Source organism: Gilliamella apicola (assembly GCF_003202915.1).
GTDB lineage: Bacteria > Pseudomonadota > Gammaproteobacteria > Enterobacterales > Orbaceae > Gilliamella > Gilliamella apicola_Q.
Map to the genome: position 1 here is coordinate 51,918 of NZ_QGLP01000010.1, position 26,200 is coordinate 78,117.

Sequence of the window (26,200 nt, forward strand, 5' to 3'; positions counted from 1 at the left end):
TATGCGTTATATTTTCATTATTGGATTACTTTTCACTAGCTATACGGCTATCGCAGATTATCTACCTCAAGATGGTGATATCATTTTCCAATCTTCTCAATCAAACCAAAGCAAAGCCGTTGAGCAAGCAACCAAGTCACCTTATAGTCATATGGGTATCATTTTTACTAAAAATGGTAAACCTTATGTTTTTGAAGCAGCGAGTAAAGTGGTTTATACGCCATTAGATAAATGGATAAATCGCGGAAAGAATAAAAAATATGTGATTAAACGGCTAAAAGATCGCACTTTGTCAGCTAAAGAAATTACCAATTTAAAGCAAGTCGCCCACACATTTGAAAACAAGCCTTACGATATTTGGTTTGGTTGGGATGATAACTATATTTATTGCTCAGAATTAGTTTGGAAAATTTACAATAAAGCGCTTAATTTAAAAATTGGTAAATTACAAACGATTAAAGATTTTAACCTATCATCCTCAGCGGTTAAACAAAAATTAAAAGAACGTTATGGCGATAAGATCCCTTATCAAGAAACGGTAATTTCGCCAGTTGCGATGTTTAATTCACCATTATTAATCACTGTTGATAAGAACTGGTGATCTTAAATGAGTAACAATTTTTTTATTGGTGCAAAACTTTTACGATATAAATGATTCACACCATGTTCTTCAATTGCCCTTAAATGGTCTTTCGTTGGATAACCCTTATGTTTGGATAAACCATACTGAGGGTATAACTTATCAAGCTCGACCATTTCGCGATCCCGCGTCACCTTAGCTAAAATCGATGCGGCACTAATTTCTGCGACTAATAAGTCACCTTTCACCACCGCCTGAGTTTGGATACCAAAATTAGGGCAACGATTACCATCAACTAAAACATAATTTGGTTTGATTGGTAAGCCAGCCACCGCGCGTTGCATTGCTAGCATGGTAGCATGCAGGATATTGAGCTTATCAATCTCATCAACTGATGCTCTGGCAACACACCATGCTAATGCATTTTGCTTAATAATATCAAAGAGGGCTTCACGTTTTTTTTCTGTCAGCTTTTTAGAATCCGTTAATCCCGCAATCGGTTTATTCGGATCTAAAATCACAGCAGCAGTTACGACATCGCCACAAAGTGGTCCGCGACCAACTTCATCAACACCGGCAATTAATGTCGCATCCGGGTAAGTAAACTCTAATAACAAGGGGAATCCTCTAATACATCTAATACCGCTTGGGCAGCTTGTTCATCAGCATTACAGCGAATTTGTTTATGCAAAGCCAAAAATGTTGCTTTTAGTTCGGCATTATCACTATCTAAAAAGGGTAGAACATGATTAGCGATATTTTCTGGTGTACAGTCGTGCTGTAATAACTCAGGGACGATTTCTTTACCCGCTAGAATATTGGGTAGAGAAACGTAAGGGGTTTTGATGAGTTTTTTGGCCAGCCAAAAGGTAAAGGCTTTCATTTTATAACCCACAACCATTGGGCATTTGGCTAACATACACTCAAGCGCAACTGTTCCTGAAGCCAAAATTGCTGAATTGCTAGCAATCATCGCTTCACGCGCATGGCCATCTATTAACTGCACCTTAAGTTGTGGTGCAACTTCGGCTTTAATTTGCTCAAATTCTTGTCTTCTTTTGGCGTTCGCTAAAGGAACCACAATATGTAAATCGGGCAATTTATCTCGTAATAGTTGAGCTGCTTGCAAAAAAGGGGCAGATAATAAAGCCACTTCGGCATGACGGCTGCCAGGCAAAAGAGCTAAGCATTGACCATCAAGCGGAATACCTAATTGTTGACGCATAGCTGTTTGATCTGGTTCTAAAGGGATATCGTCCGCCATTTTATGACCAATAAAACGACAAGGGACATCAAATTTATCATAAAAGGCTTTTTCAAAAGGAAGAAACGCTAAAATAAGATTGGTATTGCGTTTAATTTTAAATACGCGTTTTTGCTTCCAAGCCCACACCGAAGGACTTACGTAATGGATGGTTTTAATTCCAACTTGTTTAAGTTTGCCTTCTAAGGCAAGATTAAAATCTGGGGCATCAATACCGATAAAAATATCAGGTTTTAGATCAATCAGACGTTTAGTGATATCACGACGAATAGCTAATATACGACGTAATCGGCCTAATACCTCGACAATGCCCATCACCGATAACTCTTCCATTTCGTACCAAGCTTTACAACCTTCAGCTTGCATCTGAGGGCCAGCAATGCCAACAAATTGCATATTGGGATGGTGTTTTTTAAGAGCTCGAATCAAACCTGCACCAAGAATATCGCCAGATGTTTCACCAGCGACTAGGGCAACTGTTAAGGGTTTATCTGTCATTAACGAATAATGCCACGAGTTGAACGAGCAAAAAAGTCGATAAACAATTGAACTTCAGGATATTGTTTAGCTAGCGATTGAATTTCAACTTTGGCATCGTCAAGGGTTAAGCCGTTTCGATAAAGGATTTTATAAGTGTTACGAATGGCTTGTAACGCATCTTTACTAAAACCGCGACGTTTCAACCCTTCATAGTTGACCCCATGTGGTGTTGCATGATTTCCTTGAGCAATAACATAAGGTGGGACATCTTGGGCAACGCCAGAACAACCGCCAACCATTACGTGAGACCCGATCACACAAAATTGGTGCACAGCTGTCATGCCGCCAATAATGACATAATCATCTAACTGCACATGACCACCAAGTGTGGCATTATTGGCTAAAATACAACGATCACCAATAATACAATCATGCGCAACATGGGCATTAATCATAAATAAATTATCACTACCAATACGGGTTAACTCACCACCTTGAACCGTACCACGATGAATCGTCACACTTTCACGAATCAGATTGCGATCACCAATTTCGGTGCGAGTTGGTTCGCCACGATATTTTAAATCTTGGTTGACCTCACCGATTGAGGCAAATTGATAGATTTGATTATTCTGACCAATTTTAGTGTGCCCATTGACGACAACATGTGATTTTAAAAAGGTGCCGTCACCAATTTCAACATGTTCACCAATATAACAAAAAGGCCCGATTTTGACATTATCACCAATCTTTGCCCCCTTTTCTATTACTGAACTTGGGTGTATTTCCGTTGCCATAGCAATTCCTTAATACTTTTGGGATATTTCAAAAATCAAAATTATTTACGGGCACACATCATTTCGGCTTCACAAACCAGTTTACCATCAACTGTTGCAACACCATGAAACAATGCAATACCACGACGCTCTTTAATATATTCAACATCAAGTACGATTTGATCTCCTGGTACGACAGGACGTTTAAAGCGCGCTTTATCGATTGAAGCGAAATAATAAAGTTGACCCGGCGATAGTTCTTCAATGCTTTTGAAAGCAAGGATTCCTGTCGCTTGAGCCATTGCTTCTAAAATTAACACACCAGGGAAAATCGGTTTATTAGGAAAGTGACCTTGGAAGAAAGGTTCGTTGAAAGTCACATTTTTAATGGCTTTTAATGTTTTGCCTTTTTCATAACTAAGTACGCGATCAACCATTAAAAATGGATAACGATGAGGCAGTAAACTGATAATTTCTTCAATATCAAGGGTATTAAGTTCGGTAGTCAAAATAGCTATCCTTATACATTATTTACTATAAATTGTATCTATTATAACTGAGGAAACCACTTTCACTCAAGGAGTGATTTTTAACCTTGTTTTTATGTTTTTCAATAATAAATAAATTTAATTGATTATAAATTATATTATATAAATGATATGTAAAAACTATATTATCCAATATTAGATCATATATAATACGATTAATATTTAGCTAAAAGATCTTTTAACTTGGAGAGTGAAATGAAATCATTTATTAAAATGACATTGATAAGTAGTGCTATTGTTTTAGCATTGGCTGGTTGTGATGATAAAAAAACTACAGACAAAAGCAAAGCACCGGTAACAACCACTAAAACTACAACGGCAAATACAACTGAAAATAATAGTACTCCTGCACCTGCAAAAGATGACGAGCAAAACGCGAAAATAAAAATTACAACTGTAGCTCAAAAAGAATCTTATGCACTAGGTTCTTCATTTGCTAACTACTTAAAATCAAACTTAGAGCAAAATGGAGTTGAAGCTGACCAAGAATATTTAATTAGCGGCTTTAACGAAACAATGAAAAACTCGTCACAATTCAGCCAAGAAGAAGTGAACACAATTCTAGAGGCTTTCGGTAAACGAGTGCAAGAAGAAAGTAAAGCTCGTTTTGAAAAACAAAAAGCTGAAAATACTGCAGCTGGTGAAAAATTCCGCGAAGAGTTTGCCAAAGAACCTGGTGTAATAAAGACTAAATCAGGCTTATTATATAAAGTTATTAACGAAGGAACCGGACCTCACCCAACTGAGAATGATACCGTTATTGTTCACTATATTGGAACATTAACTGATGGTCGTAAATTTGATAGCTCTTTTGATCGAAACCAAACTGCAACCTTCTCACTTAATGGTGTTATTAAAGGTTGGACTGAAGGAATTCAAATTATTGGTGTCGGTGGTAAGATTAAACTCGTTGTTCCCCCAGAATTAGCCTATGGTGATCAAGGATTCCCAAACCAAGGTGACAAAGCTAGCATTACCCCTGCGTCAACTTTAGTTTTTGAAATTGATCTACTTGGTATTGATAGTGATAAAGAGCACAATGAAGAGACGGCTCCAGCTACCGATACAGAATAAACACAAGAACTATCAGCAAAACAACCTAATGAAACCATTAAGTTATACATTGGTTGTTATGGGTCCTGCTTATGGGGCCCAATCTGCTTATTGTGCTTATCAATTTGCGCAAATACTGCTTTCAAGCACTAATCATTTCATCGATAATATCTTTTTTTATGCGGATGGTGTTTACAACGCCAACTGTTATACGGATCCGGCTAATGATGAGTTTGATTTAATCAAAGCTTGGCAAAACTTAGCTAAACAATATTCCTTAAAGCTTACGGTCTGTGTAGCGGCTGCGCAAAGACGAGGAATTAGTGTAGACAATCTTGCCGAACATTTTGAATTAACTGGTCTTGGAGAGTTAAGTGCAGCAGTAGCAAGTTCAGATCGAGTTCTACAATTTTAAATATAGGCAGATAACATGAAAAAAGTAGCAATCATTATTAGCTCAGCACCACATGGCACTGCCAAAGGTCGAGAAGCATTAGATACCGCTTTAGCCCTTTCAACATTCAATCATATATCGGTCTTTTTTATCGGCGATGGTGTATTTCATCTATTAGCTAATCAACATCCAGAGTTGATATTAATGCGTGATTACATTGCCACTTTTAATATGTTGGAACTTTATGACATTGAAGATGTTTATGTCTGTAAAGCATCATTAGATGAACGGAATTTAAGCCAAATAACCATCAATATTGCCAACCAACTAATTGAAAATAAACAATTGCACCAATTACTAGCGAGTCAAGACGCGGTTTTACGCTTTTAATTACCTTTAGAACCTCGATTACGCAACTCTTTTATTCTTTAATTTGAAAATTATCTTATTAATATTTAACCTAATTTTGCAAGTAATAATAAAAATCCCCGTGGCTATAATAAGCTGCGGGGATTATTTTAAACAAACTTAGTAGATAAAATTTATATTAAACTAACTTTTTCATATGATCGGCAATCTTTTCAGCTTGTTGACCAACCACGATTTGCACACCGGTTTTACCTAATTTTATAACTGCCATTGCACCTAGTGCTTTAGCTGCTTGTTCATCAATTAGATCGGTATCATGAACATTCAAACGTAAACGAGTAATACATGAATCAATATTAGTTAAGTTTTCTTTACCACCAATAACTACTATATATTGTTCAGCAAGTTTAGATAAATCACCACCAACTGGTGCTTTTTCTTGTGCTGATGTTTCTTCACTAATTTCAGTTGCATTAGCAACATCATCTTCACGACCCGGCGTTTTAAGATTGAATTTCACAATTACAAAGCGGAATACGATATAGTAAACAAAGAAGAATACGATACCTTGTAGAATTAACATATACCAATGTACAGCTAATGGGTTACGAGATTGTAACAACATATCGATTAGACCTGCACTGAATGCAAATCCAGATATCCATTGCATGGTTGCAGCAATAAATAGAGAGATCCCCGTTAAAACAGCATGGATTACATATAACACAGGCGCAACAAACATGAAGGCAAATTCTAAAGGTTCAGTAATACCAGTAAAGAAGGCCGCAAAAGATGCCGCTAACATAATTGAAGCTGTTTTATCTTTATTACCTTTTTTAGCAGAATGATAAATTGCCAGTGCAGCACCAGGTAAACCAAACATCATAATAGGGAAGAAACCTGCTTGATAACGACCAGTTATACCTGCAATCGCTTTACCAGAATCAATAGAACCTTGTCCGCCTAAGAAGTTAGGAATATCATTAACACCTGCCACATCAAACCAAAATACTGAGTTTAACGCATGGTGTAAACCAACAGGAATTAATAAACGGTTAAAGAAGCCATAAATACCTGCACCCACTGAACCTAAATTCTTAATCCATTCACCAAAAGATACTAATGCGCTAAAGACCATAGGCCAAATAAAATATAGCACTACAGAAACAAGTAACATCACCATAGATACAATGATTGGGACCAAACGCTTACCACTGAAAAAAGCTAATGTTTTATGTAGTTCAACAGAACTAAAGCGGTTATATAGTTCAGCAGACATAATCCCAACTAAAATACCGATAAATTGGTTATTTATCTTGAAAAAAGAGGGGGATATCTGTGCCTCCCAACCTTTTACACTGGTATCAACACCTTCAAATAGGGCAATAGTATTTGGTGATAATAGTGTAGTAATGATTAAAAAGCCTACCAATCCAGATAATGCTGCTGCGCCATCTTTATCTTTAGACATACCATACGCAACACCGATTGCGAAAAGGATTGGCATATTATCGATAATAGCACTGCCGGATTTAATCAAAAATGCCGCAGCAATATTGTTGGCCCCCCAACCATCTGAATCAATCCAATAACCAACACCTAAAAGTATTGCAGCAGCTGGTAATACTGCCACAGGCACCATCAGTGAGCGCCCAATTCGTTGTAAATAAGCTAAAATTCCCATAAGTTTTACCTCATATTATTATTTGGGAGTTACTTAAAAATAGTGAAATATCACATCGTTAAGTAAAAGTGTGTAAGTCAACTATATTTGACATTATATTATTTTACTTCGCAAATTAAATGTTTGCTTTTTGTGATTTACATCACGATTTTTTTTTGATTAATTACTTTAATATAGTAGAATACCCGCAACATATTTTACTTTAAAAAAAAAGATTTTATTTAATTATATCAGAAGAGGCTATATCTTATGAGACTTATTCCTTTAGAAAGTGCGCAAGAAGTCGGCGCTTGGGTAGCGCAGCGCATTGTTAACAAAATTAATCAATTTAAACCGACAGCGGATCGTCCGTTTTTATTAGGCTTACCAACAGGAAGTTCACCGCTAGTTATGTATCAACAACTGATTAAACAATACCAAGCAGGTAACGTCAGTTTTAAAAATGTAGTTACTTTCAATATGGATGAGTATGTTGGCCTTCCTGAAGATCATCCACAAAGTTATCACACTTTTATGTATGAAAATTTCTTCAATCATGTTGATATTGATAAAAACAATATCCATATATTAAATGGTAATGCACCTGATATTGATGAAGAGTGCCGAGCATACGAAGAAAAAATTAAATCCTATGGTAAAATCAATATTTTTGTTGGTGGTGTTGGTCAAGATGGGCATATTGCCTTTAATGAACCAGGTTCTTCGCTTTGTTCAAGAACGCGGATTAAAACCTTAACTGAAGATACCATTATCGCTAATTCACGCTTCTTTGATAATGATATCAAACAAGTTCCAAAACACGCGTTAACTATCGGTGTTGCAACATTAATGGATGCACAGGAAGTGATCTTATTAGTTTGTGGCCACAACAAAAGTTTAGCTTTACAAGCTGGTGTTGAAGGATCAGTTAATCATTTATGGACAGTTACCGCATTACAAATGCATCCTGCATCAATTATTGTTTGTGATGAGCCGAGTACTGATGATCTTAAAGTGAAAACTCTAAAATATTTCCAACAAATGGAAGCTGATAACCTTAAAGTGACCGTTTTATAAAGGATAACTCAATGTACGCATTAACAAATTGCCGTATTTATACTGGTTATGAAATTCTTGAAAATCACGCCGTTGTAATCGACGGCGATAAGATTGCCAAAGTTTGTAAACAAGAAGAATTACCAGCAGGTATCACCATTAAAGATTTACAAGGTGCCATCGTCGCACCGGGTCTTATTGACATTCAAGTCAATGGTTGTGGTGGTGTTCAATTTAATGAAACACTTGATGCGTTAAGTGTTGAAACATTAGAAAAAATGCAAGCAACCAATCTTGTTTATGGCTGTACCAGCTATTTACCGACGTTAATCACTTCAACTGATGAATTTATGATTAAAGCAGTAAATGTAATGTGTGAATATTTGGCTAAACATCCAAACCAAGCATTAGGTTTACACCTTGAAGGGCCTTATATTAACCCTGAAAAGAAAGGTATACATAACGTCAATTACATCCGCCAACCTTCACAAAAAATGATCGACTTTCTTTGTGACAATGCCGATGTAATAAAAATTATTACGTTAGCTCCTGAAAAAGTTGAATCTCATTATATTAAACAATTAGCTGAAGCTGGCATTCATGTTTCTGTTGGCCATTCTAACGGCCATTATGAAGATTGCCGTCGTGGTTTTAATGCCGGTATTCGTTTAGGTACGCATCTATTTAATGCAATGCCTTATATTACTGGTCGTGAGCCGGGTGTTGTTGGTGCAATTTATGATGAACCAGAAGTTTATGTTGGTATTATTGCAGATGGACAACATGTAAGTTGGGCGAATATTCGTAATAGTCATAAAATTAAACAAGACCATTTAATTTTGATTACTGATGCGATGTTATTAGCCGGCTCTAATTTAACTTCTGGGGTATTTGCTGATAAAACTATCTATTACAAAGATGGCCGTTGTGTTGATGAAAATGGCACATTAGGTGGTTCAGCATTAACCATGATTGAAGCAGTAAAAAATGCGGTTGAATATGTTGGAATTGCGTTAGATGAAGCATTAAGAATGGCAACGCTTTATCCAGCAAAAGCAATTGGCGTTGATAAACAACTTGGCACCATCACCGAAAATAAAATTGCCAACTTGGTTATTTTTGATCGTGATTTTTCAAACGTGAAAACGGTTGTTAATGGAGAGATGACCCGCTAGAATGTGAGATAGTTAATGAAAGTATTGAGATAAAATATGACCTTTAATTATCTACACCTAGTTGGTAATGCTGAACTAATCAAACAATTAAATTATGCAATGATTTACCGTTTGGTTGTTCAGCAAGCCCCTGTTTCACGCATTCAACTCGCCGAAATTAGTCAATTAGCACCAGCCAGTATCACCAAAATTACTCGCCAACTTCTTAAAAAAAACTTAATCAAAGAAGTTGATGCACAACAATCAACAGGCGGGCGACCTGCTGTTTCAATACAAGCAAAATTTGGTTACTATCAAACTATTGCTATCCAATTGAGTCGTTCGCATGTCACCATTGAACTTTATGATTTTGGCGCTAACAGTTTAGTTTCCGAAGTTTATCCATTAACTTTGTTTACCCAACAATCAGCCGAAGAGTATTTAATTGCATTAATCGATCAATTCATAGAGCAAAACAACAAAAAAGTAAAACACCTTGTGGCGATATCAGTAGTATTACCTGGTTTGATTGACTCTGTACGCGGAATTATTCGTTATACCCCCCATATTCAAGTTAAAGCATGGCCTTTAGCTGATGTCCTGCGAGAAAAGTTCAAGGTTTCGATTTTTATTGGCAATGATATTCAAAGTTTAGCTTTAGCAGAAAGTTATTTTGGTTCAACTCAAGATGTTGATGATTCCATTTTGATTCGTGTGCATCGAGGTGTGGGTTCCGGTGTAATTGTTAACCAACAATTGCTAACTAACCATAACCAAAGTGCTTGCGAAGTTGGTCACATTCAAATCGATGCATTAGGTGAACGTTGCCATTGTGGCAATTTTGGCTGTTTGGAAAATCGAGTAGTTAATAAAGCGATTGAGCTTCGAGCTAAACAGATGATTGAGCAGGGTTATCCAACTAAATTATGTTTGGATGACTGTAATATTGCCAATATTTGTAAATATGCTAATCAAGGTGATGAACTGGCAATTAAGTTAGTCAAAGATGCTGGTGAAAATTTGGGTAGAGCAGTTGCCATGATGGTCAATATTTTTAATCCACAACGAATTGTGTTGGCAGGCGAATTAACTAAATCACCAGACGTATTGTTAAATGCGGTAAATAGCGCGTTAAATGCCCAAAGCTTAGAAGAGTTAAGAAATAATCTTACCATTAATTGTTCATCACTTAATGACCGTTCAGCAATTGGGGCATTTGCCTTAGTACAACAAGCGTTATTTAACGGTTCACTGTTAATGACCTTGTTAGAAACAATCTAATAACACGAGTATCGTTTGATAATAAAAATATAAAAGCCCATCAACTGGGCTTTTATTATTCATCATTAAGCTAAGATACGAAGCATTCTTCGTAATGGTTCGGCAGCACCCCATAATAGCTGATCGCCAACCGTAAAGGCAGATAAATAGTCTTTACCCATATTCAATTTACGTAAGCGTCCTACAGGAGTAGTTAATGTACCCGTAACCGCTGCTGGAGTGAGTTCTCGCATTGAAAGCTCACGATCATTAGGGATAACTTTAACCCAATCGTTATGTGCTGCCAGTAACTTTTCAACTTCCGCAACACTGATATCTTTTTTCAACTTAATCGTGAACGATTGACTATGACAACGTAATGCCCCAACTCGTACACAAAGTCCATCGACTGGAATAATCTGACTCGTTCCTAGAATTTTATTGGTTTCCGCTTGACCTTTCCACTCTTCACGACTTTGGCCATTATCAAGAGCCTTATCAATCCAAGGAATTAAGCTACCCGCTAATGGCACACCAAAATTATCAGTTGGTAAACTACCATCTCGCATTTTTTGCGTCACTTTGCGTTCAATATCTAAAATAGAAGAGTTAGGATCTTGAAGTTCTTTAGCCACTTCGGCGTTTAACATTCCCATTTGAGTAAGTAACTCACGCATATGACGTGCACCGCCACCGGAAGCCGCTTGATAAGTGGAAACCGAAATCCAATCAACTAAGTTTTCAGCAAACAATCCACCAAGTGACATCAACATTAAACTTACCGTACAGTTACCACCAACAAAGGTCTTTATTCCTTTGTCTAAAGCGGTCTGGATATTCGCTTTATTGACTGGATCAAGAACGATGATTGCTTCATCTTCCATTCTCAAGGTTGAAGCCGCATCAATCCAATAACCTTGCCAGCCAGTTGCCCGCAATTTTTTATAAATATCAGAAGTATAATCACCACCTTGACAGGTCACAATAATATCTAATGCTTGCAGCGCATCAATATTATCTGCGCTTTGCAATGTTCCTGTTTTACCGCCAAAAGTAGGCGCAGCTTGACCTGCTTGTGATGTAGAAAAGAAAACAGGATTGATATAATCAAAATCATGTTCTTCAACCATTCGTTGCATAAGAACAGAACCAACCATTCCTCGCCAACCAACAAAACCAACATTTTTCATAGTTTATTTCCAAAGGTAGATGTTATATAAAGAAATATTTACTGACTATTAAAGCAAAATATCATCATAAAACAAGTCAGATAAGAATTATTTTTGTAGTCGCGGATATGATAACGTGATGTTATATATAATTTTATAGACAAAACTGAAGGTGACACAAAAACTAGCTCATCATAAACTAGTCACTAATATTTGTTTTCCACATAAAAAACACCATCATATCGACAAAATAATTAATAAAATGGCCATCTTCTTGGTTAGCTATAATAAAGACGTTTTCATTTTGAGAACGATTTATCTCACCGAGTCGGGCCGCAAATTTGGCACTCTGCCAAGGAGATACTCGTGCATCTTGTAAACCAACTGAAAGCATCACTGGTGGGTAGTTAACACCTTTACGTAGATTAAGATAAGCATCGATAGTTTGCAGATTTTTAAATTCCTGTTTATTAAAAGGCGAACCAAATTCCGCAAAATTCACACTACCAATTGGTATTTGATCTAAACGGCTCATATTCAACATACCTGAGGTAATTGATGCAGCGGCAAAAAGTTGCGGATCTCTGGCTAATGCAGAGCCAATTACAATACCACCTGCACTCGCGCCACTTATAACTAGCTTGGATGAATTGGTGTAACGATGATCAATCAGGTATTTTGCGCATTTAATAAAATCATTGACTGAATTTATCTTATTTTTTCCTTTTCCATCATGATGCCATTTAGGCCCTAACTCTCCACCACCACGAATATGGGCAATGGCAATAATTCCACCTTTCTCAAGCCAAATTAAACGAGCTGTATCATAATAATTAGGATAACTATTTTCGCCATAAGCGCCATAAGCCGTTAACCAAGTTGGATTATTGCCATCAAGTTTAATTCCTTTTCGATGAATAAGTGTAAGTGGAATCAGTTCGCCATCATTGGATTTAACCCATTTTTGCTCTGATTCATAATCTGCAAATAGTGATGCGTCAGTCTTTATTATTTTAGAATCTTCAATTAACTGACTATCAGGGTCATATTGCCATATTTTTGGTGGTATATTCCAATTTTGTTGGGTAAATAAAATCTCTTTATGATCTGAACTAGAAAAAATAGCCGTTACCTCGTTACCATCACTAACAGGAATCGATTTGCTGTTATGCAGATCAGCAAAAGGAATAGCCACGAATTTATACTTTCCAGATTCATAATAAGCAAGATAAATAGCATCTTTACTGACTGTAAACCGAGTCAATTCGCCTTTTTTCCATTCAATTATTTTTTCTTCTGGAGAATCGATATGATTAAGATCTAATCGCGAAAGAGTATAACCTGAAAAGTTGTTATATTTAGCCAAATAAAGCCAATTATCTCGCAGCAAAAAATTGGTTACTTTTTGTTTTCTATCGATGATTTTTTTCCAATGTTTGTTTTCCAGATTAAGAGAAGTAGAGTCGGTTAAATACAAATCTATGGTATCACCGGATATTGAAGATTCTACTGAAGCAACTGCCCAATTGGCAGATAGCGATAAGTAGGTATATTGGTCAATATTAGCTTGATAATTTTCAATATTAGCTTTACCAAAAATAGCCAAATCCTTGTCACTATTGGAGCCTAAACGATGAAGATAAAGTTCCTCCGTTCCTGACTTTCGATGACCGGAATCAGCAAAATTATTACGATGATAGAAAAAAGATAAATTATCATTCGCCCACACTAAATTTGAGACAGTTATGCCGGATAAGCTATCGGCTAGATGTGCTCTAGTTTTTACATTAATCACTTTGATTGATGAAATTTCAGAGTCATTTTCAGAAATAGCATAAGCAACATACTTACCATCATTTGAAGGGTACAAATTATATATATAGCCAACTGGTGGGTCGACTAATAATCTTTCTTTGCCGAATCGATCTTTAACAAACAAACGGTTATAAGGATGCTCGCTTGTTCGTTTCAAGTAAAAAGTATTATTGCCATTTAGTTTAATACAGCAAATTATTGGTTCAGTTCCATAAGCTGTTAACTCTCTGTATCGTTTTTCAATGGAAGCTTTCCATGGCAGAGCATCAAGTATTTTTTCGCTTTTCTGTGAGTTTGCTAATAACCATTCATTGGTGCGTACTTGATCGGTTTCCATCCAACCATAATTGTCAACTGATGAATAAGAGTTGTTAGATACACAACTTATGCAGTTCACTAATGATAAAAAGACGATAATGATAAAAAAATACTTTTTGAACAAGAACATTATTGATTTCCTTTTATCATGCTCTGAAAAAAATAAAACCAGAATAATTATCTAGTTTTACCATTTATATCTTAATATATCAAATGATGATTATTCACTGGTATTGGCTTACGCTTCATCTAAAACAGGGATTATTATGGCAATTTAGATAATTGTTTTTTGATAAGACAAAGCCCGAATTATCGGGCTTATTTTAGTTTGGCGATCGGTCGATTCTAGAAATCTTCATCACTTGGTTGGTTTACTGCCATCGCCGCCATATTATACCGCTCAATCCCTTGAGTGCCTGCTTGTATAGTATCTGGTAACAATGTTGCTAGATTTACCTCACTGCGTTGCATAAAAGTTTCTAACAGCATGGGCACATTTACCCCAGTGACTATTTCTATATTAGGAAAATCAGCCATCAATCTAACTAAAGTGTTAAATGGTGTGCCACCTTTTAAATCAACAAAACAGACAATTTCCGAGCTAAAATGTTGTAACGCTTTTAGCTTTTGTTGCAGTTGCTGTTGAAAATCATCGGTTGATTGTCCCATAGCAAACGAAACAGCTTCACACTGAGATTGTTTACCACAAATCATTTCCGCCGTTTCAATTAAACCTTTCGCTGTTGAACCATGTGTACTGACTAATACAGAAATCATCGAGTCAAGTTCCTATTTTAATAATCTAAACAACGATAATAACGACGGATTGTCATTGGATGACGATTGAGATGTTCAACATAAGCATCGATACGATTATTAATAGCTCGGAAGACAAATGGTGAAAGATTTCCACGATATTTTTCCGATATACCTGGTAATTCATAATCTCTAGTATCAATAATAGTGTAATTGCCACAGATTTGCGGTAAGAACTTAGCTACTCTTTCACTTAATGGCCGTTGGGTATCTTCACCAACATAAACAGTGACTGCTGTGTCACGGTCGATAACTTCTAACGTACCATGGAAAAATTCTGCTGATTCAATTGATTTTGATCGTAACCAGTGTTGTTCTTCCCAATAACACATAGCATGAGAATAAGTGGCACCCCATTGATTACCCGTGCCAACAAAATAATGCATTGAGTCATTATGATGTTTTTCAGCAACTTCTTGACCAAATCTATCGGCTTTTTTGGCAACAGCTACGATATTTTGGGCAAAATGTTGATCCATTTGTTGGTAAAATTCATCATAATCTGGGAATTCACCCGCTAAAAACATTAAACGATCGGCTGTCATAAAGAATTTTAACTGTTCATTCATCGGGTAAACAACTTCATAATCGGCCATGTTGCCTAATGTAGTATCGGCTTTATCTATAAAAGCAAATACCGTTGAACCTACTTCTTTTTTAATTTTATCAATAGCAGCAACCACTTCCTGTGTCGTACCTGTCACTGATGAAATAATGATAAGCGTATCTTTAGTAATACGTTTATTGCCAGTGACTAAATATTCTGCCGCATGTTGCACAAAAGTTTCAATCGCTGTTTTTTCTTTCATATGGACAACTGCTTGCATTGATGATGCATAGGTACCACCAATACCTAACCAACAAACATTGCTATAACCACGCTCGTGGATTTTATCGATAAATTCATTGATTTGTGGTCTTAATGCTAAAGCACCATTCATGCTGTCTAATTCTTTTTTTTCGTCATATTTTCTCATTTTTAAATCCTCTTAATTTTCGAGCTAGTTATTTCATCAAATTCTGGATAGGTTGATTTTTCAAGGTTATGACCTTTTAATTTTGAAACTTGGTAACTTAATAGATGAACGGGTATCGTCATAAATAGTGATGCGTACAGTTCATCTATATCAATATTAAGACACAAATCGTCTGGTTTAAGATTGCTACTGTTATTGGCATAAATAGTCGAAATATTTTTAACATGTTTAGTCAAAAATAATTTTAACAATTCAGCACGGTCAGATAATACGCCATGCGGCTCAAGGAAAACGATATTATCATCCTCATCTAATCCTAAATATGGGCCATGCATATACTCTTCGAGCTCTTTACCAAAAGCACTATTTCGTACAGTTTCCGTGAACTTGGTTTCACCTTCTCTGGCGGTACCATAAGTTGCACCATAGCCAATAAATATGACCCGTTGCGAATGATTAAATTTGTGTTGACATTGATCTACCCACGTTTGGGATTGTTCGATAACTTTAGGTAGCAAGCGTGCAACTTTTCGAAGTTGATCGAAGTAACTGGTAAATTGTTGATCATCCATGCTGCCATTTTTTTGTGCAATGACTAAAGCAATTAAGATCAAATCAAGAATCGTAACGCTATAACCCGCACTGACATAAGGCATTTCCTCAATCGGAATACCCATAGATAACACATTATTACTAATTTTATATAATGGGCTATCAGGGTTACTGGTAAGCGTATAGATAGTTTGGTTGCTCCTAATAAACTCTTCAACTAAATGAATCGTTGAGTAGCTTTCGCCTCCTTGTGAAATAGCAAAATACAAGGTATTAGGATCGCTGTAATGTAAATAATTAGCAGCGATTGAAGGATCTTCAATATAAACGGGAACCTTTAAGATTTTACTCATTAAAGGTCTTGCCCCATAAGCTGCGTTAGAACTTGAACCAGTTGCAAAGATAACAATTGAGTTAAATTGTTTAACTTGGCTTAAATCAATAGTATCAACAAACAATGTTTGATAATTATCTAAAATACTTTGATAGTATTCAGGTTCTAATGCTACATAATCAGCAATACTTTTCATTACATATTCCTTTTTATTTACCGAGTAATCCACTCCAAGCACCAAAGATACCGATACCAGCAATCAGTAATAAGATCCAATGTGCTTTCAGACCTTTTCTGTCTAATAAAAAGATAAATAGAGTAAATAGTAACGGTAGTATTTGCGGAACAATGCCATCAAAAATGGCTTGTAATGATTTTTCTTCTTCGCCAGATCCTATTGTTAATGGCATATTTAGTGTCACCATCGTCGCCACCATGGCGCCAACCACCGAGAGCCCCAAGATAGATGCACCATAAGATAATTTATCCATTAAGCCGGTTTTTTGCACTTTTTCAATAAAAGATGCGCCAATGTTATAGCCAATAAATAGACCAAAATAACGAGCGATAATGGCTGGAATATTAAAAATTAATAAAAATAGTAGTGGACCTAGAATATTACCTTGCATCGCCAGTGAGGCACCAATACCTGTGGCAATAACCCGTAACGTTCCCCAAAAGAATGAATCTCCCAAACCACTTAGTGGTCCCATTAAGGCAATTTTGACGTCATTTATTGAACTTTCATCAAAATCTTTATTTACAGCATTTTGCTCTTCCATGGCAATAGAAATACCTAATGGGAAAGTAATTAACCATGGCGTAACATTATAAAACTCCAAATGTCGTTGATAGGCAGTGGTTAATTGTTCTGGTTTTTGGCTATAAATCTTTTCTAAAGCAGGACGAATCGCAAAAGAATAACCTAAATTCATTTGTCGTTCATAGTTCCATGACCATTCAGCAGTGAAAGAGCGCCAAAATGTTCGCATTAAATCCTTTTTAGTGATTAGATTAGAATTCTTCATCTTCATAATTGATCTCCTGTCCTACTAAAGCCTTGCCTGATTGATTATTAACTTCTTGATTGTCTGAGGTGATAAGTTTTTTGCCGGTAAATGAAGAGTAACCGGTGAGAATTAACGCCATACAAGCGCCAAAAACGGCAACACCAGTGACAGGTACGTTCATATATACTGCTACAGCGAAACCAAGAATAAAGAATGTTGCATTGGTTTTTTTGATCATAATCTTCATTAACATGGCAAAACCAAATGCCGGTAATAAACCAGTGGCAATTGCTAAACCGTTAATAACAAACTCAGGAATAACCTCAAGTAAGCTTTTTATCGCTTCACTACCAAATAAGTATGAAAAACCAACTATTAAGCCAATTGGTAAATTGATAGAAAAGAAACCACCTAAAATATTCATGCGAGCAATACCTTTACCATTACCTTCACTAGCATACTTATCGGCTTTATGAACAAAGTAAGGTAAAATAAATAAGAAACATAAGTTTTTAACGATTAAAACCAAAGAGGCAATTGGAATACCTAATGCTAGAGCAACTTCAGTACTTTTACCGGCACCAATGGTAAAAGCTGTTCCTAATACACTACCTGAAATAATTTCTGGTGGTATAGATGCTCCAATAGAAAAAGAACCAACAAACGCTAACTCTAATGTTGCACCGATGATAATCCCTTGTGAAATATCCCCCATTGCTAGCCCCGCTAAGGTACAAGTAACCAAAGGTCTTGATAACATTGATGAACCTAAAAAATATTCACCATTGGCCAACATAGCTATCAAGGCTAAAATAATTGCTGTAATAACAATACTCATTTTGTATTCCTTTTAGTCTATCTTTCAAATTTTTGCTTAGATTCAGTTGGGATCTGTTGTATATACACTTCAACACCATCTTGTTGCAATCCAGCTAAAAGATCCGCTTCTAAATCGGTCAAATTAATTGTTTTAGAGTAATTCTTGGTCCCTTCACGTGGTTTAGTTCCTCCTAAATTAAGGCTAGTTATCTGTCTTTGAGTTCCGCGGATGAGTTTTTCTGCATCTCCAACTGACTCCACCACAACTAACATCTGATATTTATCCGTTACACCAGAATTAATAGCGTCAATACTGTCATCAATTGATTTCATAACCAGTTTGGCATTTTCTGGTTTAGCTAACCGAATCGCTGATTTCCGAAACTCATCATTAGCAACCACATCATTGGCAACTAAAATAGTATTAGCGCCAACATTATCGAACCATGAAACAACAACCTGACCATGCAATAAGCGGTGATCGACACGTAATAATTTAATCATTGGTTTTTCCTCCTAGGTGAAATCCACCACATATTTAGTATTACTAGCGAATTTGTATTCAATGGCAATCGGTTCGCTATTTATATCAAAATAGTGATTAGACACTTTAAATAATGGTTCATTGATTTGGCAGCGTAGTTGTTTGGCTAATTCAGCATTGGCAACAATAAGCTGTAAATCTTGTTCTAATTTATCGACTTTTTTCTTACCTGAATTGGTGATTTCAAGTGCAGACAGCACTTTTATTATTGAAACTTGAAAATCAGGAAAATGGTTAAGTGGTAAAATAAAAATTTCTTTCACGACACTATTTTTTGCTATTTCTAAAAAACTAATGTAATAAATCAATTCTGATGGTTTTATTTTCAGTAATTGACTGTAATAAAGACCCGCTTGTCTTAAATAAGCTTCTTTGATAATTTTTTTGTGATGTTGATAAGTACCCGGTTTAATAATACCGGTCATCTCTAAAATATTTTGCGTAGAAAGCATTGGCGCAACAAATAAACCAACACCTTTTTTTCGAACAACCATATTTTTTTCTACCAATAGATCAATGGCTTTACGCACAGTTGTTCGGCTAACATCATAATCTTTCTGTAATTGGACTTCTGGAGGTAATTCCGAACCCACACCATATTGGCCGGTGTTAATTTTCTCGATTAAATGATCAGCTATTTTTTCAAACAATTTCATTATTTTTTTCTCCATAATTGAAGATATTTTTAGCCGATAGATGATATTTAAATCGATTGCCTACTAGATATTGTTCGGTATGTTCAAATGGTTGAAAATTATCATCAAAATTATTACTGGAAACTTTGTAAATGGGTGTGCCATCAATAACTTGTAAATATTTAGCCTTATCTTCAGCTGCTAACTCATAGGTTATTTCTTCACGGCCATGACTAGGTTTAACTGGATAATGCTCTTTTAAAAATTGATAAAGAGAGACATTATTTAAATCGACTTGCTCTAAACCTTTGAACTTATTAGATGATAAATAGGTTATTTCGTAAGAAAGCGGGGTTTTGTTTAATATCCTTTGTCGAATAATTCTAATCAATTTTTCGTTTGAACCAAAAAAGGCTCTTAGTTCAGCCGGCATATTAATAATTTGATTGCTCAGAACTTTTATATTAATGTCAATATCATCTTCTTTTTTAACTTCTTCACTAAAAGAAGACATTTTTAACATGTTAATCTCAAAAATTTTATGCTGTTCGACATCAGTCTCAGCTTGGAATACATAACCTTCCATAGCTAAATCATTCAAAGCATTTCTTATTGTTGTACGACTTACACCAAAATGTTCTGCTAGTGCCCGTTCTGTCAATTTTTGACTGACAATAGTCGGATTAGCTTTAATTTGTTCTTCAACATAAGTTTTTGAAGCAATTTCACGATATTCCAAAAAATCATACTCCATGTTTGGACTTTTTTATAAAACAGATATACGTTAAATTAACGTAACTATTGTTAAAAAATAGTCAAAAAGATACATGTTGTCAATTTTAAGTACCAAAACTGTTGTGTAGATCACAATTTTTATTATTAACTTAATTAAATCAATAGAATAAATACCAATCTAGGGATTTTAAGAGGTGAAGTAATTAATATCAGAATAAATATAGAGGTAAATATACTCAGAAAGCTCCTTTGTCTCGCGGTGCGAGATTTGTATCAAATACATAATGGCATTAATAAAAAAGTCTACTCAATAAGCAGACTTTTTATAAACATAGTCGGCGGGAGACGACTAACTGACATCTTATGTTCATCTTGCTGATCGTTGTTAAAGTAAAGCCGTCTCGCTGTACTTATCGCAAACCGCAGAAAGGTTTTCATCATCTTAGTTAGTAAAGTTTCACCATGAGAGACGATTTCTCATGGCTTTTTGGTAGTTTCCCGGTGTTACTCCGAAATTTCGTCGGAAAATAGCAATAAATCCACTAATATTGTCATAACCTAAATACAAAGATATTTCGGTGATTGGTTTTCCCGCAGCAAGTAATTCTAACGCTTTTAACATACGCAGTTTTTGACGCCACTGTGTGAAATTAAACCCAGTTTCGTTGGTAAATCGACGGGTTAATGAGCGCCGAGAAATGCCAGCCCAAACGCCCCAGTCATTAAGATTTCTATCATCGCTAGGATTATCAGACAAAGCTAAAGCGATTTTTAACAGACGCATATCTTTTGGCATTGGAAGTGCTAGCTCGATTTGGGGCATGGTTCTAATCTCATCAAGGATTACGGCAATTAATCGCTGCTGTTCCGGTTCTAGTTCTGAATTATGCCATGACATGGTTCGGGTAATTGCTTCGCGCAATAAGCCAGATAACGCTAAAATGCATGGTTTGACAGGTAGTTCAATGCATGCGTTTTTTTGTATATAGATGCTCCATCCCTCGAAACCCCCATGTGATCCAAGAAGACTATGTTGTACATTTGGCGGTATCCAGACCGCATGCGTTGCGGGCATTACCCATTGACAACTTTCAGCTGCAATTGAAATTAAACCTTGTAATGTGCCGAGTAATTGCCCTCTCGAATGACCATGACGCTGAGTTACTCTTTGGGAAGAGTGGCTGACTGTCGATATGATCATCGGCTCACTATCAGAGGAAGCGAGCTGTGGAGAAATGAGTGGCGTATTCATTTATGTGGCCCCGATGGGATATTTTGTGGCTTAAATTGGCTAGTAAAAGGCTATTCTACTGGCTATCCTAAAGTCCTCTTAATTAAATTCAAGATAACAAGTTAGCAATAAATAGATAAGTTGTAAATGAGCCAAATAATCGTTTTTTATACGCATTAATGAGTAATTTGCAAATTTATTCATTGTTTAATAGTCTGGTTTTGAGAAGGTAACAGATGCATGAAAGGAAAACATAAAAATTATAAAGAAGTGATGCCAACAACCTTTGATGGCATATATACACGCGGCACAACTAAATATCGTTTAGAGAGAGTTTGTCATGAAACAAACCCTTGAGCTGACAGCCGCCGAAAGAAAGTTAGTGTTTGCTATGACGCTATCTAGCGTGTTGCCATTATTAGATAATAGCATTGTTAATGTTATTTTATCCGCGATTTCCAATGACATTAATACCTCTTATACTTTCATACAATGGGCGATGACTGTATATATGCTGGCCTGTGCTATGGGTATATTACTATCTCCTTATATACATGAAAATTTTGGACTCAAAAAAGCATGGCTATACTCAATTATCATTTTTCTTGTTGGCTCTGTATTGGTTGGTTTCTCATATAATCTAGTGTCTTTGCTCTTATTTAGAGGTATCCAAGGTCTTGGTGCGGGGATTTTAATTCCAATTACTCAATCAATAATAGCGACTTATTTTGGTAAACAGAGACTAAAATCAATTATGGCATTAGTGGCTATTCCGTCAGTCTTTGCTCCTGCACTAGGACCAATTTTGGGGGCGATTATTTCTGAACAGTTAAATTGGAGAATGGCCTTTTTTATTAACGTACCCTTAGTGCTTCTGGCTATTTTCTTTGGTAGGACGACAGTACCTGATAATAAAACGTCTAAATACAATATGAATATTTATGTATTTATGACATTCCTAATCGCTTTAATATTATTTTTTATCTCGATTAAAAATATCGCTTCTGGCCATTTTTTTGATATGTCTAATATTATTATGCTGGTTTTAGGGATTGGCTTGATGATAGTTTCGCTTCTTGTTAACAATAGGTCGGCTATTAAACTGGTCGATTTAAGTGCCTTTAGTAGCGCGCAATATTCACTGGCAATAATTATGGGATTTCTGACGTCGCTTATCTTTTTTGGTTTCATGATTTTTTTTCCTTTAATCCAAGCTATAAATGATAATATTGCTATCACGTATATTGGTTTGCTACTTGCTTTACAGGGTGTAGGTGCCTGGTTAGCTAGAAAATTTATTTATCAAAGTTTAAGTGAGATAAATTCATTTTTAATTATTGGCATTGGATTAATATTCTCTGCCATAAGTATATTAATAATTCAAATCGGCGGAAACTTATCAGAAATTATTGGTTTTATTATCCGAGGTTCAGGGTTGGGTATTGCGACGATTGCGGTTCTCTCTTCTCCATTCGAATTTTGCGATAAAAATCAAATCAAGGACACGAGTGCTATCACGCGTGTTGTACAGCAGATTGGTGGGGCATTTGGGGGAGTATTATCAGGAATGCTTATCTATCTGACGCAAGCTCAACTAATTTCAATTAACAATGGTTACTATATCATGTTTTTGCTCTCTCTTGTTTTCGGTGTTATTGCCGTTATTGCCTATATTTTCTTTGGTCGAGAGAATAAAATTGCCTCCTAATGTAAGAGTTGATTGATTTATATGAATTTTGCTAGCCAGTTAACGAACCTGTTGCCGTGCAAATAGCGCGCAGATTGACTAAAAACGCCGCCATCTTGCCAACTAATCGTCTGTTAATGTTATTGCTAAATCACATTGTGGCAAAATGGGCTTAGCAATCTATCAGCTATAAATTTACCTTGCTTTGCATCAAGAGAAGACACGGCATCAAACCAATCAAAATTTTAGTCTTTACCAAACCAGATAGATGTAAAAATGACCCTAAGATTTTTTTACCTTTGCTCAAATCTCAGAATAATCCCCGAAAAATATAGAAAACGGCAGCAATCCTTAGGCCAATCGAATATACCAAAGGGTTCGTTAAAGCATGACAGTGGACGAGCGTCGAAACATATCGGCTATAATTTTTTCACAATCTATCAATAAGATAAAAAAATTTTCTAATTCTAATATAGTACAGTTAATGTGCTGCTTAAGAAATATATTGCTAAGCCAGATCAATTTGATAATTGCTACCCTTATCACAGGAAGACCTTATCATGTTAATCATTACTATTTATATAAATCATATAAAAATATCTAATAAAAACAGTGCAATGCTTACCATGAACAAATGATAATAGTTATCATTATACTTGATTGTACTTTTTTTGAAGATTTCGTACACCAGCATTATCCAATTTCTATTTTAGAATGGGTTTTTGGCTCCAAAAAAGTAACAGTGGCTAATAATCGATGAAAAAAACTTTGTACTTTTGTGGGTATTTTTATATTTAATGGTGGCGTTCTTTTGAAACTTATATTTGCAATTGGCTCATTTTATTTTGTTCAAACATTAATCGGTGGTATTGTCTTTCAAGCGATACCGGCTTGGCTACGGAGTCGTGATGTGGATTTGTACACTATTGGTTTAGTGTCACTTGCTATGATTCCTTGGACACTTCGAGTACTCTGGGCGGGTGGCGTTGAGCGTTATAGAGTCACTGCATCCGGGAAAATTCGCAGCAAACAAATTGTCATTGCAGGACAAGTGGCTCTGGCGGTGATATTAATTGGCCTATCATTCGTACATGAAAATATGTTCATCACACTAATTTCACTATTAATTTTATTATCATTAGTTTGTTGCACGAGTGAGATTGCTTGTGATGCTTATATGATTGAGAATTTAAATTCAAAATCATACGGTATCGGCAATGGATTACGGATTGGATGTGGTTATTTAGGAATGGCAGTAGGCGGTGGCGGGTTAATCTATCTATGTGATAAATGGGGATGGCAATCCTCCTTACTTGTTTATAGTGCATTACTACTCTTTTTATTGCTACCTTTGTTATTAGCGCCGAGTATCAATCAGCTTCCTGTTACTGAAAAAAGCGATCAGAGACCATCTCTTATTAAAACAATAAAGCAACCAATGATGCTAAAGGCGATCGTTTTAGTCTTTTTCTTTGAGATTAGTGGTCGTTTAATTTCATCTATGCTATCTCCTTTTGCGATTGACGCCGGACTTTCTCTAGAGAATTTAGGCAAAGTAACCAGTTTTGGCGGTGCTGCTTGTGGGATGCTAGGCACTTTATCAGGTATGCTCTTTATCCGGATTATAGGCTATCGCTGGGCACTCTTATTGGCGACACTATTTAAATGCTTGTCAATCAGCTGCTTTATCATATTAAGTCTTCAGCCCGATATAAATGCAATATGGCTTATTGTTAGCTATCTGTTTTTTAACTACACTTTTTCCGTGGGCTTAGTTTGTCTTTACTCGTTCCTAACCACACAAGCGTCGTTGAAGCAAGCTGGATTAGATTTTACATTATTTCAATGCGGAGCAGCGCTTGCTGCCGGATGTTCTGGTTATATCGGTGGTACAGTGGCTTATTATATGGGTTACGTTACACTCTTCAATCTTACTTTAGGCTGTGCTTTATTCGTACTTATTTTTTTGTATCGAAGCTCAATCTTAAAAGCAGTATAGATTTTGTATTAATTACAACGATAAGCATGAGGTGTGACACCAAACACTTCAACAAATCGTCTGGAGAGATGACCAGCACAGGTAAAGCCACATCGAATTGCAATATCACTGACGGTTAATGTGCTTTCATTGAGTAATTTTGTCACCTGTTGCAAGCGATAGTTGATAATGTAGCGGTGTATACCAACATCGAATACCTTTTTAAAGTCTCTATTTAATTTAGACTCACTCACACCAATAACTTTAGCAATATCTTTTATGATTAAATGAGTTTGGAAGTGCTCGTGTATAAATAATTGTGCATTGATTACATTTTTACGATCTCGGCCAGTTAAGCTGCTTTTGATCGGTTCTCCATCTGTCGATGAGGAGCTCTTTAACTGCTCTAATGTTAACCACAGTGCGTTAAGGCTTAATCGCTGTATATTGAGTTGCGATAACGCATCAGAAGACTTTCTGGCGGCTTGCAATCGTTGTGCTATATCTTTGAGCATCGGTGTAAGTGTTAACCGCCAAATACAGAAATTTGGTGAAGAAAATTGCATATTCGCCCGATAGCTATTTAGTGGGCACTCATTGAATATCTTTAATAGCTCGTCCGGACGGAATTGTAACAATATGATGTTATAACTGTAATTAGCAGGGAAAAAATCGGTGCCATATATCGTATCGTGTGAGTAAGAGAGATAGACCTTATTGGGTTGATAAGACACGACTGATTTGGAGCCATGTATATGATGATGTACAGCGCCATTGAGCATAAATACGAGCGATAAATGCTTACCAACCTTTGTATTATTTCGAATATCTTGTAACGGCGCCATTTCTACGAAACCAGCATTAAGCAATCCTTGTATGTTAAACCATTCAGTACTTTCAAATAGTTTTTTGTCTTTGGTTGCCTGTTTGCGGGTATCTTTACTATAGCGAATGGTTTTCATCCGTCACCTCTCTATCTATAA

At 36.0% G+C, this 26,200-nt stretch carries 26 protein-coding genes; 9 read left to right on the forward strand and 17 right to left on the reverse strand.

The features are described from left to right. Nucleotide 1: 1 nt before the first annotated feature. Nucleotides 2–601: a YiiX family permuted papain-like enzyme gene (locus DKK79_RS13445; protein WP_034882352.1), complete on the forward strand. Its 600-nt coding sequence runs from the start codon at nt 2–4 to the stop codon at nt 599–601. A gap of 2 nt (nt 602–603) precedes the next feature. Here the strand turns inward: DKK79_RS13445 and rnhB are convergent, their stop codons facing one another. The 4 genes from rnhB to fabZ are packed head-to-tail and all read right to left on the reverse strand — an operon-like array spanning nt 604 to nt 3,609. Then, nucleotides 604–1,197, reverse strand: coding sequence for a ribonuclease HII (gene rnhB / locus DKK79_RS13450; RefSeq protein ID WP_034882351.1), 594 nt, complete (start codon nt 1,195–1,197; stop codon nt 604–606). Next, the gene (gene lpxB, locus DKK79_RS13455) at nt 1,188–2,342 is read right to left on the reverse strand and encodes a lipid-A-disaccharide synthase (RefSeq protein WP_110424510.1); all 1,155 of its coding nucleotides are present in this window, start codon (nt 2,340–2,342) and stop codon (nt 1,188–1,190) included. The genes rnhB and lpxB overlap by 10 nt, the downstream gene beginning before the upstream one ends. Further along, entirely contained in the window at nt 2,342–3,121 is a 780-nt protein-coding gene (gene lpxA, locus DKK79_RS13460; protein ID WP_034882349.1) for an acyl-ACP--UDP-N-acetylglucosamine O-acyltransferase, read from the reverse strand. Before lpxA ends, lpxB begins: the two co-directional genes overlap by 1 nt. A gap of 41 nt (nt 3,122–3,162) precedes the next feature. Further along, nucleotides 3,163–3,609, reverse strand: a complete 447-nt coding sequence (gene fabZ, locus DKK79_RS13465) for a 3-hydroxyacyl-ACP dehydratase FabZ (RefSeq protein ID WP_034882348.1) — start codon at nt 3,607–3,609, stop codon at nt 3,163–3,165. Between the two features lie 234 nt (nt 3,610–3,843). Here fabZ and fkpA point away from each other — a divergent pair, with 234 nt between their 5' ends. From fkpA to tusC, 3 genes are read left to right on the forward strand one after another with little or no spacing between them, the layout of a single operon-like run. Next, complete coding sequence (gene fkpA / locus DKK79_RS13470; protein WP_034882347.1) at nt 3,844–4,722, forward strand: FKBP-type peptidyl-prolyl cis-trans isomerase; 879 nt, start codon at nt 3,844–3,846, stop codon at nt 4,720–4,722. Between the two features lie 28 nt (nt 4,723–4,750). After that, on the forward strand, nt 4,751–5,116 hold the full coding sequence (tusD, locus tag DKK79_RS13475) for a sulfurtransferase complex subunit TusD (RefSeq protein ID WP_034882346.1): 366 nt from the start codon (nt 4,751–4,753) through the stop codon (nt 5,114–5,116). A gap of 15 nt (nt 5,117–5,131) precedes the next feature. Next, nucleotides 5,132–5,485 (forward strand): sulfurtransferase complex subunit TusC, encoded by a 354-nt coding sequence (tusC, locus tag DKK79_RS13480; RefSeq protein ID WP_034882345.1) that lies wholly within the window; start codon nt 5,132–5,134, stop codon nt 5,483–5,485. Between the two features lie 157 nt (nt 5,486–5,642). On the opposite strand, the gene nagE is transcribed toward tusC, so the two are convergent. Continuing rightward, nucleotides 5,643–7,148 (reverse strand): N-acetylglucosamine-specific PTS transporter subunit IIBC, encoded by a 1,506-nt coding sequence (gene nagE, locus DKK79_RS13485; RefSeq protein WP_034882344.1) that lies wholly within the window; start codon nt 7,146–7,148, stop codon nt 5,643–5,645. A 249-nt stretch (nt 7,149–7,397) separates the two neighbouring features. On the opposite strand from nagE, the gene nagB reads away from it, so the two are divergent. From nagB to DKK79_RS13500, 3 genes are read left to right on the forward strand one after another with little or no spacing between them, the layout of a single operon-like run. Then, nucleotides 7,398–8,204: a glucosamine-6-phosphate deaminase gene (nagB, locus tag DKK79_RS13490; protein WP_034882343.1), complete on the forward strand. Its 807-nt coding sequence runs from the start codon at nt 7,398–7,400 to the stop codon at nt 8,202–8,204. Nucleotides 8,205–8,215: 11 nt separating this feature from the next. Further along, nucleotides 8,216–9,358: an N-acetylglucosamine-6-phosphate deacetylase gene (gene nagA, locus DKK79_RS13495; RefSeq protein ID WP_110424511.1), complete on the forward strand. Its 1,143-nt coding sequence runs from the start codon at nt 8,216–8,218 to the stop codon at nt 9,356–9,358. A gap of 36 nt (nt 9,359–9,394) precedes the next feature. Beyond that, nucleotides 9,395–10,618: an ROK family protein gene (locus DKK79_RS13500; RefSeq protein ID WP_034882341.1), complete on the forward strand. Its 1,224-nt coding sequence runs from the start codon at nt 9,395–9,397 to the stop codon at nt 10,616–10,618. A gap of 65 nt (nt 10,619–10,683) precedes the next feature. Here DKK79_RS13500 and asd read toward each other — a convergent pair whose 3' ends face one another. The 11 genes from asd to DKK79_RS13555 all read right to left on the reverse strand — a co-directional run bounded on the left by asd (nt 10,684) and on the right by DKK79_RS13555 (nt 21,573). Beyond that, on the reverse strand, nt 10,684–11,787 hold the full coding sequence (asd, locus tag DKK79_RS13505; protein ID WP_110424512.1) for an aspartate-semialdehyde dehydrogenase: 1,104 nt from the start codon (nt 11,785–11,787) through the stop codon (nt 10,684–10,686). 178 nt (nt 11,788–11,965) lie between these two features. Continuing rightward, on the reverse strand, nt 11,966–14,029 hold the full coding sequence (locus tag DKK79_RS13510; RefSeq protein ID WP_110424513.1) for a prolyl oligopeptidase family serine peptidase: 2,064 nt from the start codon (nt 14,027–14,029) through the stop codon (nt 11,966–11,968). Between the two features lie 215 nt (nt 14,030–14,244). Further along, nucleotides 14,245–14,676: a PTS sugar transporter subunit IIA gene (locus DKK79_RS13515; protein WP_110424514.1), complete on the reverse strand. Its 432-nt coding sequence runs from the start codon at nt 14,674–14,676 to the stop codon at nt 14,245–14,247. Between the two features lie 17 nt (nt 14,677–14,693). Then, a complete protein-coding gene (locus DKK79_RS13520; protein WP_034882339.1) occupies nt 14,694–15,692 on the reverse strand; it encodes an SIS domain-containing protein in 999 nt (332 codons plus the stop codon). Nucleotides 15,693–15,694: 2 nt separating this feature from the next. After that, nucleotides 15,695–16,774: an SIS domain-containing protein gene (locus tag DKK79_RS13525; protein WP_110424515.1), complete on the reverse strand. Its 1,080-nt coding sequence runs from the start codon at nt 16,772–16,774 to the stop codon at nt 15,695–15,697. 13 nt (nt 16,775–16,787) lie between these two features. Continuing rightward, entirely contained in the window at nt 16,788–17,612 is an 825-nt protein-coding gene (locus DKK79_RS13530) for a PTS system mannose/fructose/sorbose family transporter subunit IID (protein ID WP_034882335.1), read from the reverse strand. Further along, on the reverse strand, nt 17,593–18,426 hold the full coding sequence (locus DKK79_RS13535; protein ID WP_110424516.1) for a PTS mannose/fructose/sorbose/N-acetylgalactosamine transporter subunit IIC: 834 nt from the start codon (nt 18,424–18,426) through the stop codon (nt 17,593–17,595). The genes DKK79_RS13530 and DKK79_RS13535 overlap by 20 nt, the downstream gene beginning before the upstream one ends. Nucleotides 18,427–18,443: 17 nt before the next feature. Next, complete coding sequence (locus tag DKK79_RS13540) at nt 18,444–18,911, reverse strand: PTS sugar transporter subunit IIB (RefSeq protein WP_034882331.1); 468 nt, start codon at nt 18,909–18,911, stop codon at nt 18,444–18,446. 12 nt (nt 18,912–18,923) lie between these two features. Continuing rightward, nucleotides 18,924–19,607, reverse strand: coding sequence for a GntR family transcriptional regulator (locus DKK79_RS13545; protein WP_110424517.1), 684 nt, complete (start codon nt 19,605–19,607; stop codon nt 18,924–18,926). After that, nucleotides 19,594–20,325 (reverse strand): GntR family transcriptional regulator, encoded by a 732-nt coding sequence (locus DKK79_RS13550; protein ID WP_181415325.1) that lies wholly within the window; start codon nt 20,323–20,325, stop codon nt 19,594–19,596. Before DKK79_RS13550 ends, DKK79_RS13545 begins: the two co-directional genes overlap by 14 nt. 453 nt (nt 20,326–20,778) lie before the next feature. Further along, a complete protein-coding gene (locus tag DKK79_RS13555) occupies nt 20,779–21,573 on the reverse strand; it encodes an AraC family transcriptional regulator (RefSeq protein WP_110424519.1) in 795 nt (264 codons plus the stop codon). Between the two features lie 319 nt (nt 21,574–21,892). On the opposite strand from DKK79_RS13555, the gene DKK79_RS13560 reads away from it, so the two are divergent. Together DKK79_RS13560 and DKK79_RS13565 are read left to right on the forward strand one after the other, a co-directional pair. Continuing rightward, nucleotides 21,893–23,260: an MFS transporter gene (locus DKK79_RS13560; protein ID WP_110424520.1), complete on the forward strand. Its 1,368-nt coding sequence runs from the start codon at nt 21,893–21,895 to the stop codon at nt 23,258–23,260. A 790-nt stretch (nt 23,261–24,050) separates the two neighbouring features. Continuing rightward, nucleotides 24,051–25,238, forward strand: a complete 1,188-nt coding sequence (locus tag DKK79_RS13565; protein WP_181415326.1) for an MFS transporter — start codon at nt 24,051–24,053, stop codon at nt 25,236–25,238. 8 nt (nt 25,239–25,246) lie between these two features. On the opposite strand, the gene DKK79_RS13570 is transcribed toward DKK79_RS13565, so the two are convergent. Next, complete coding sequence (locus tag DKK79_RS13570; RefSeq protein WP_110424522.1) at nt 25,247–26,179, reverse strand: AraC family transcriptional regulator; 933 nt, start codon at nt 26,177–26,179, stop codon at nt 25,247–25,249. Between the last annotated feature and the right edge of the window lie 21 nt (nt 26,180–26,200).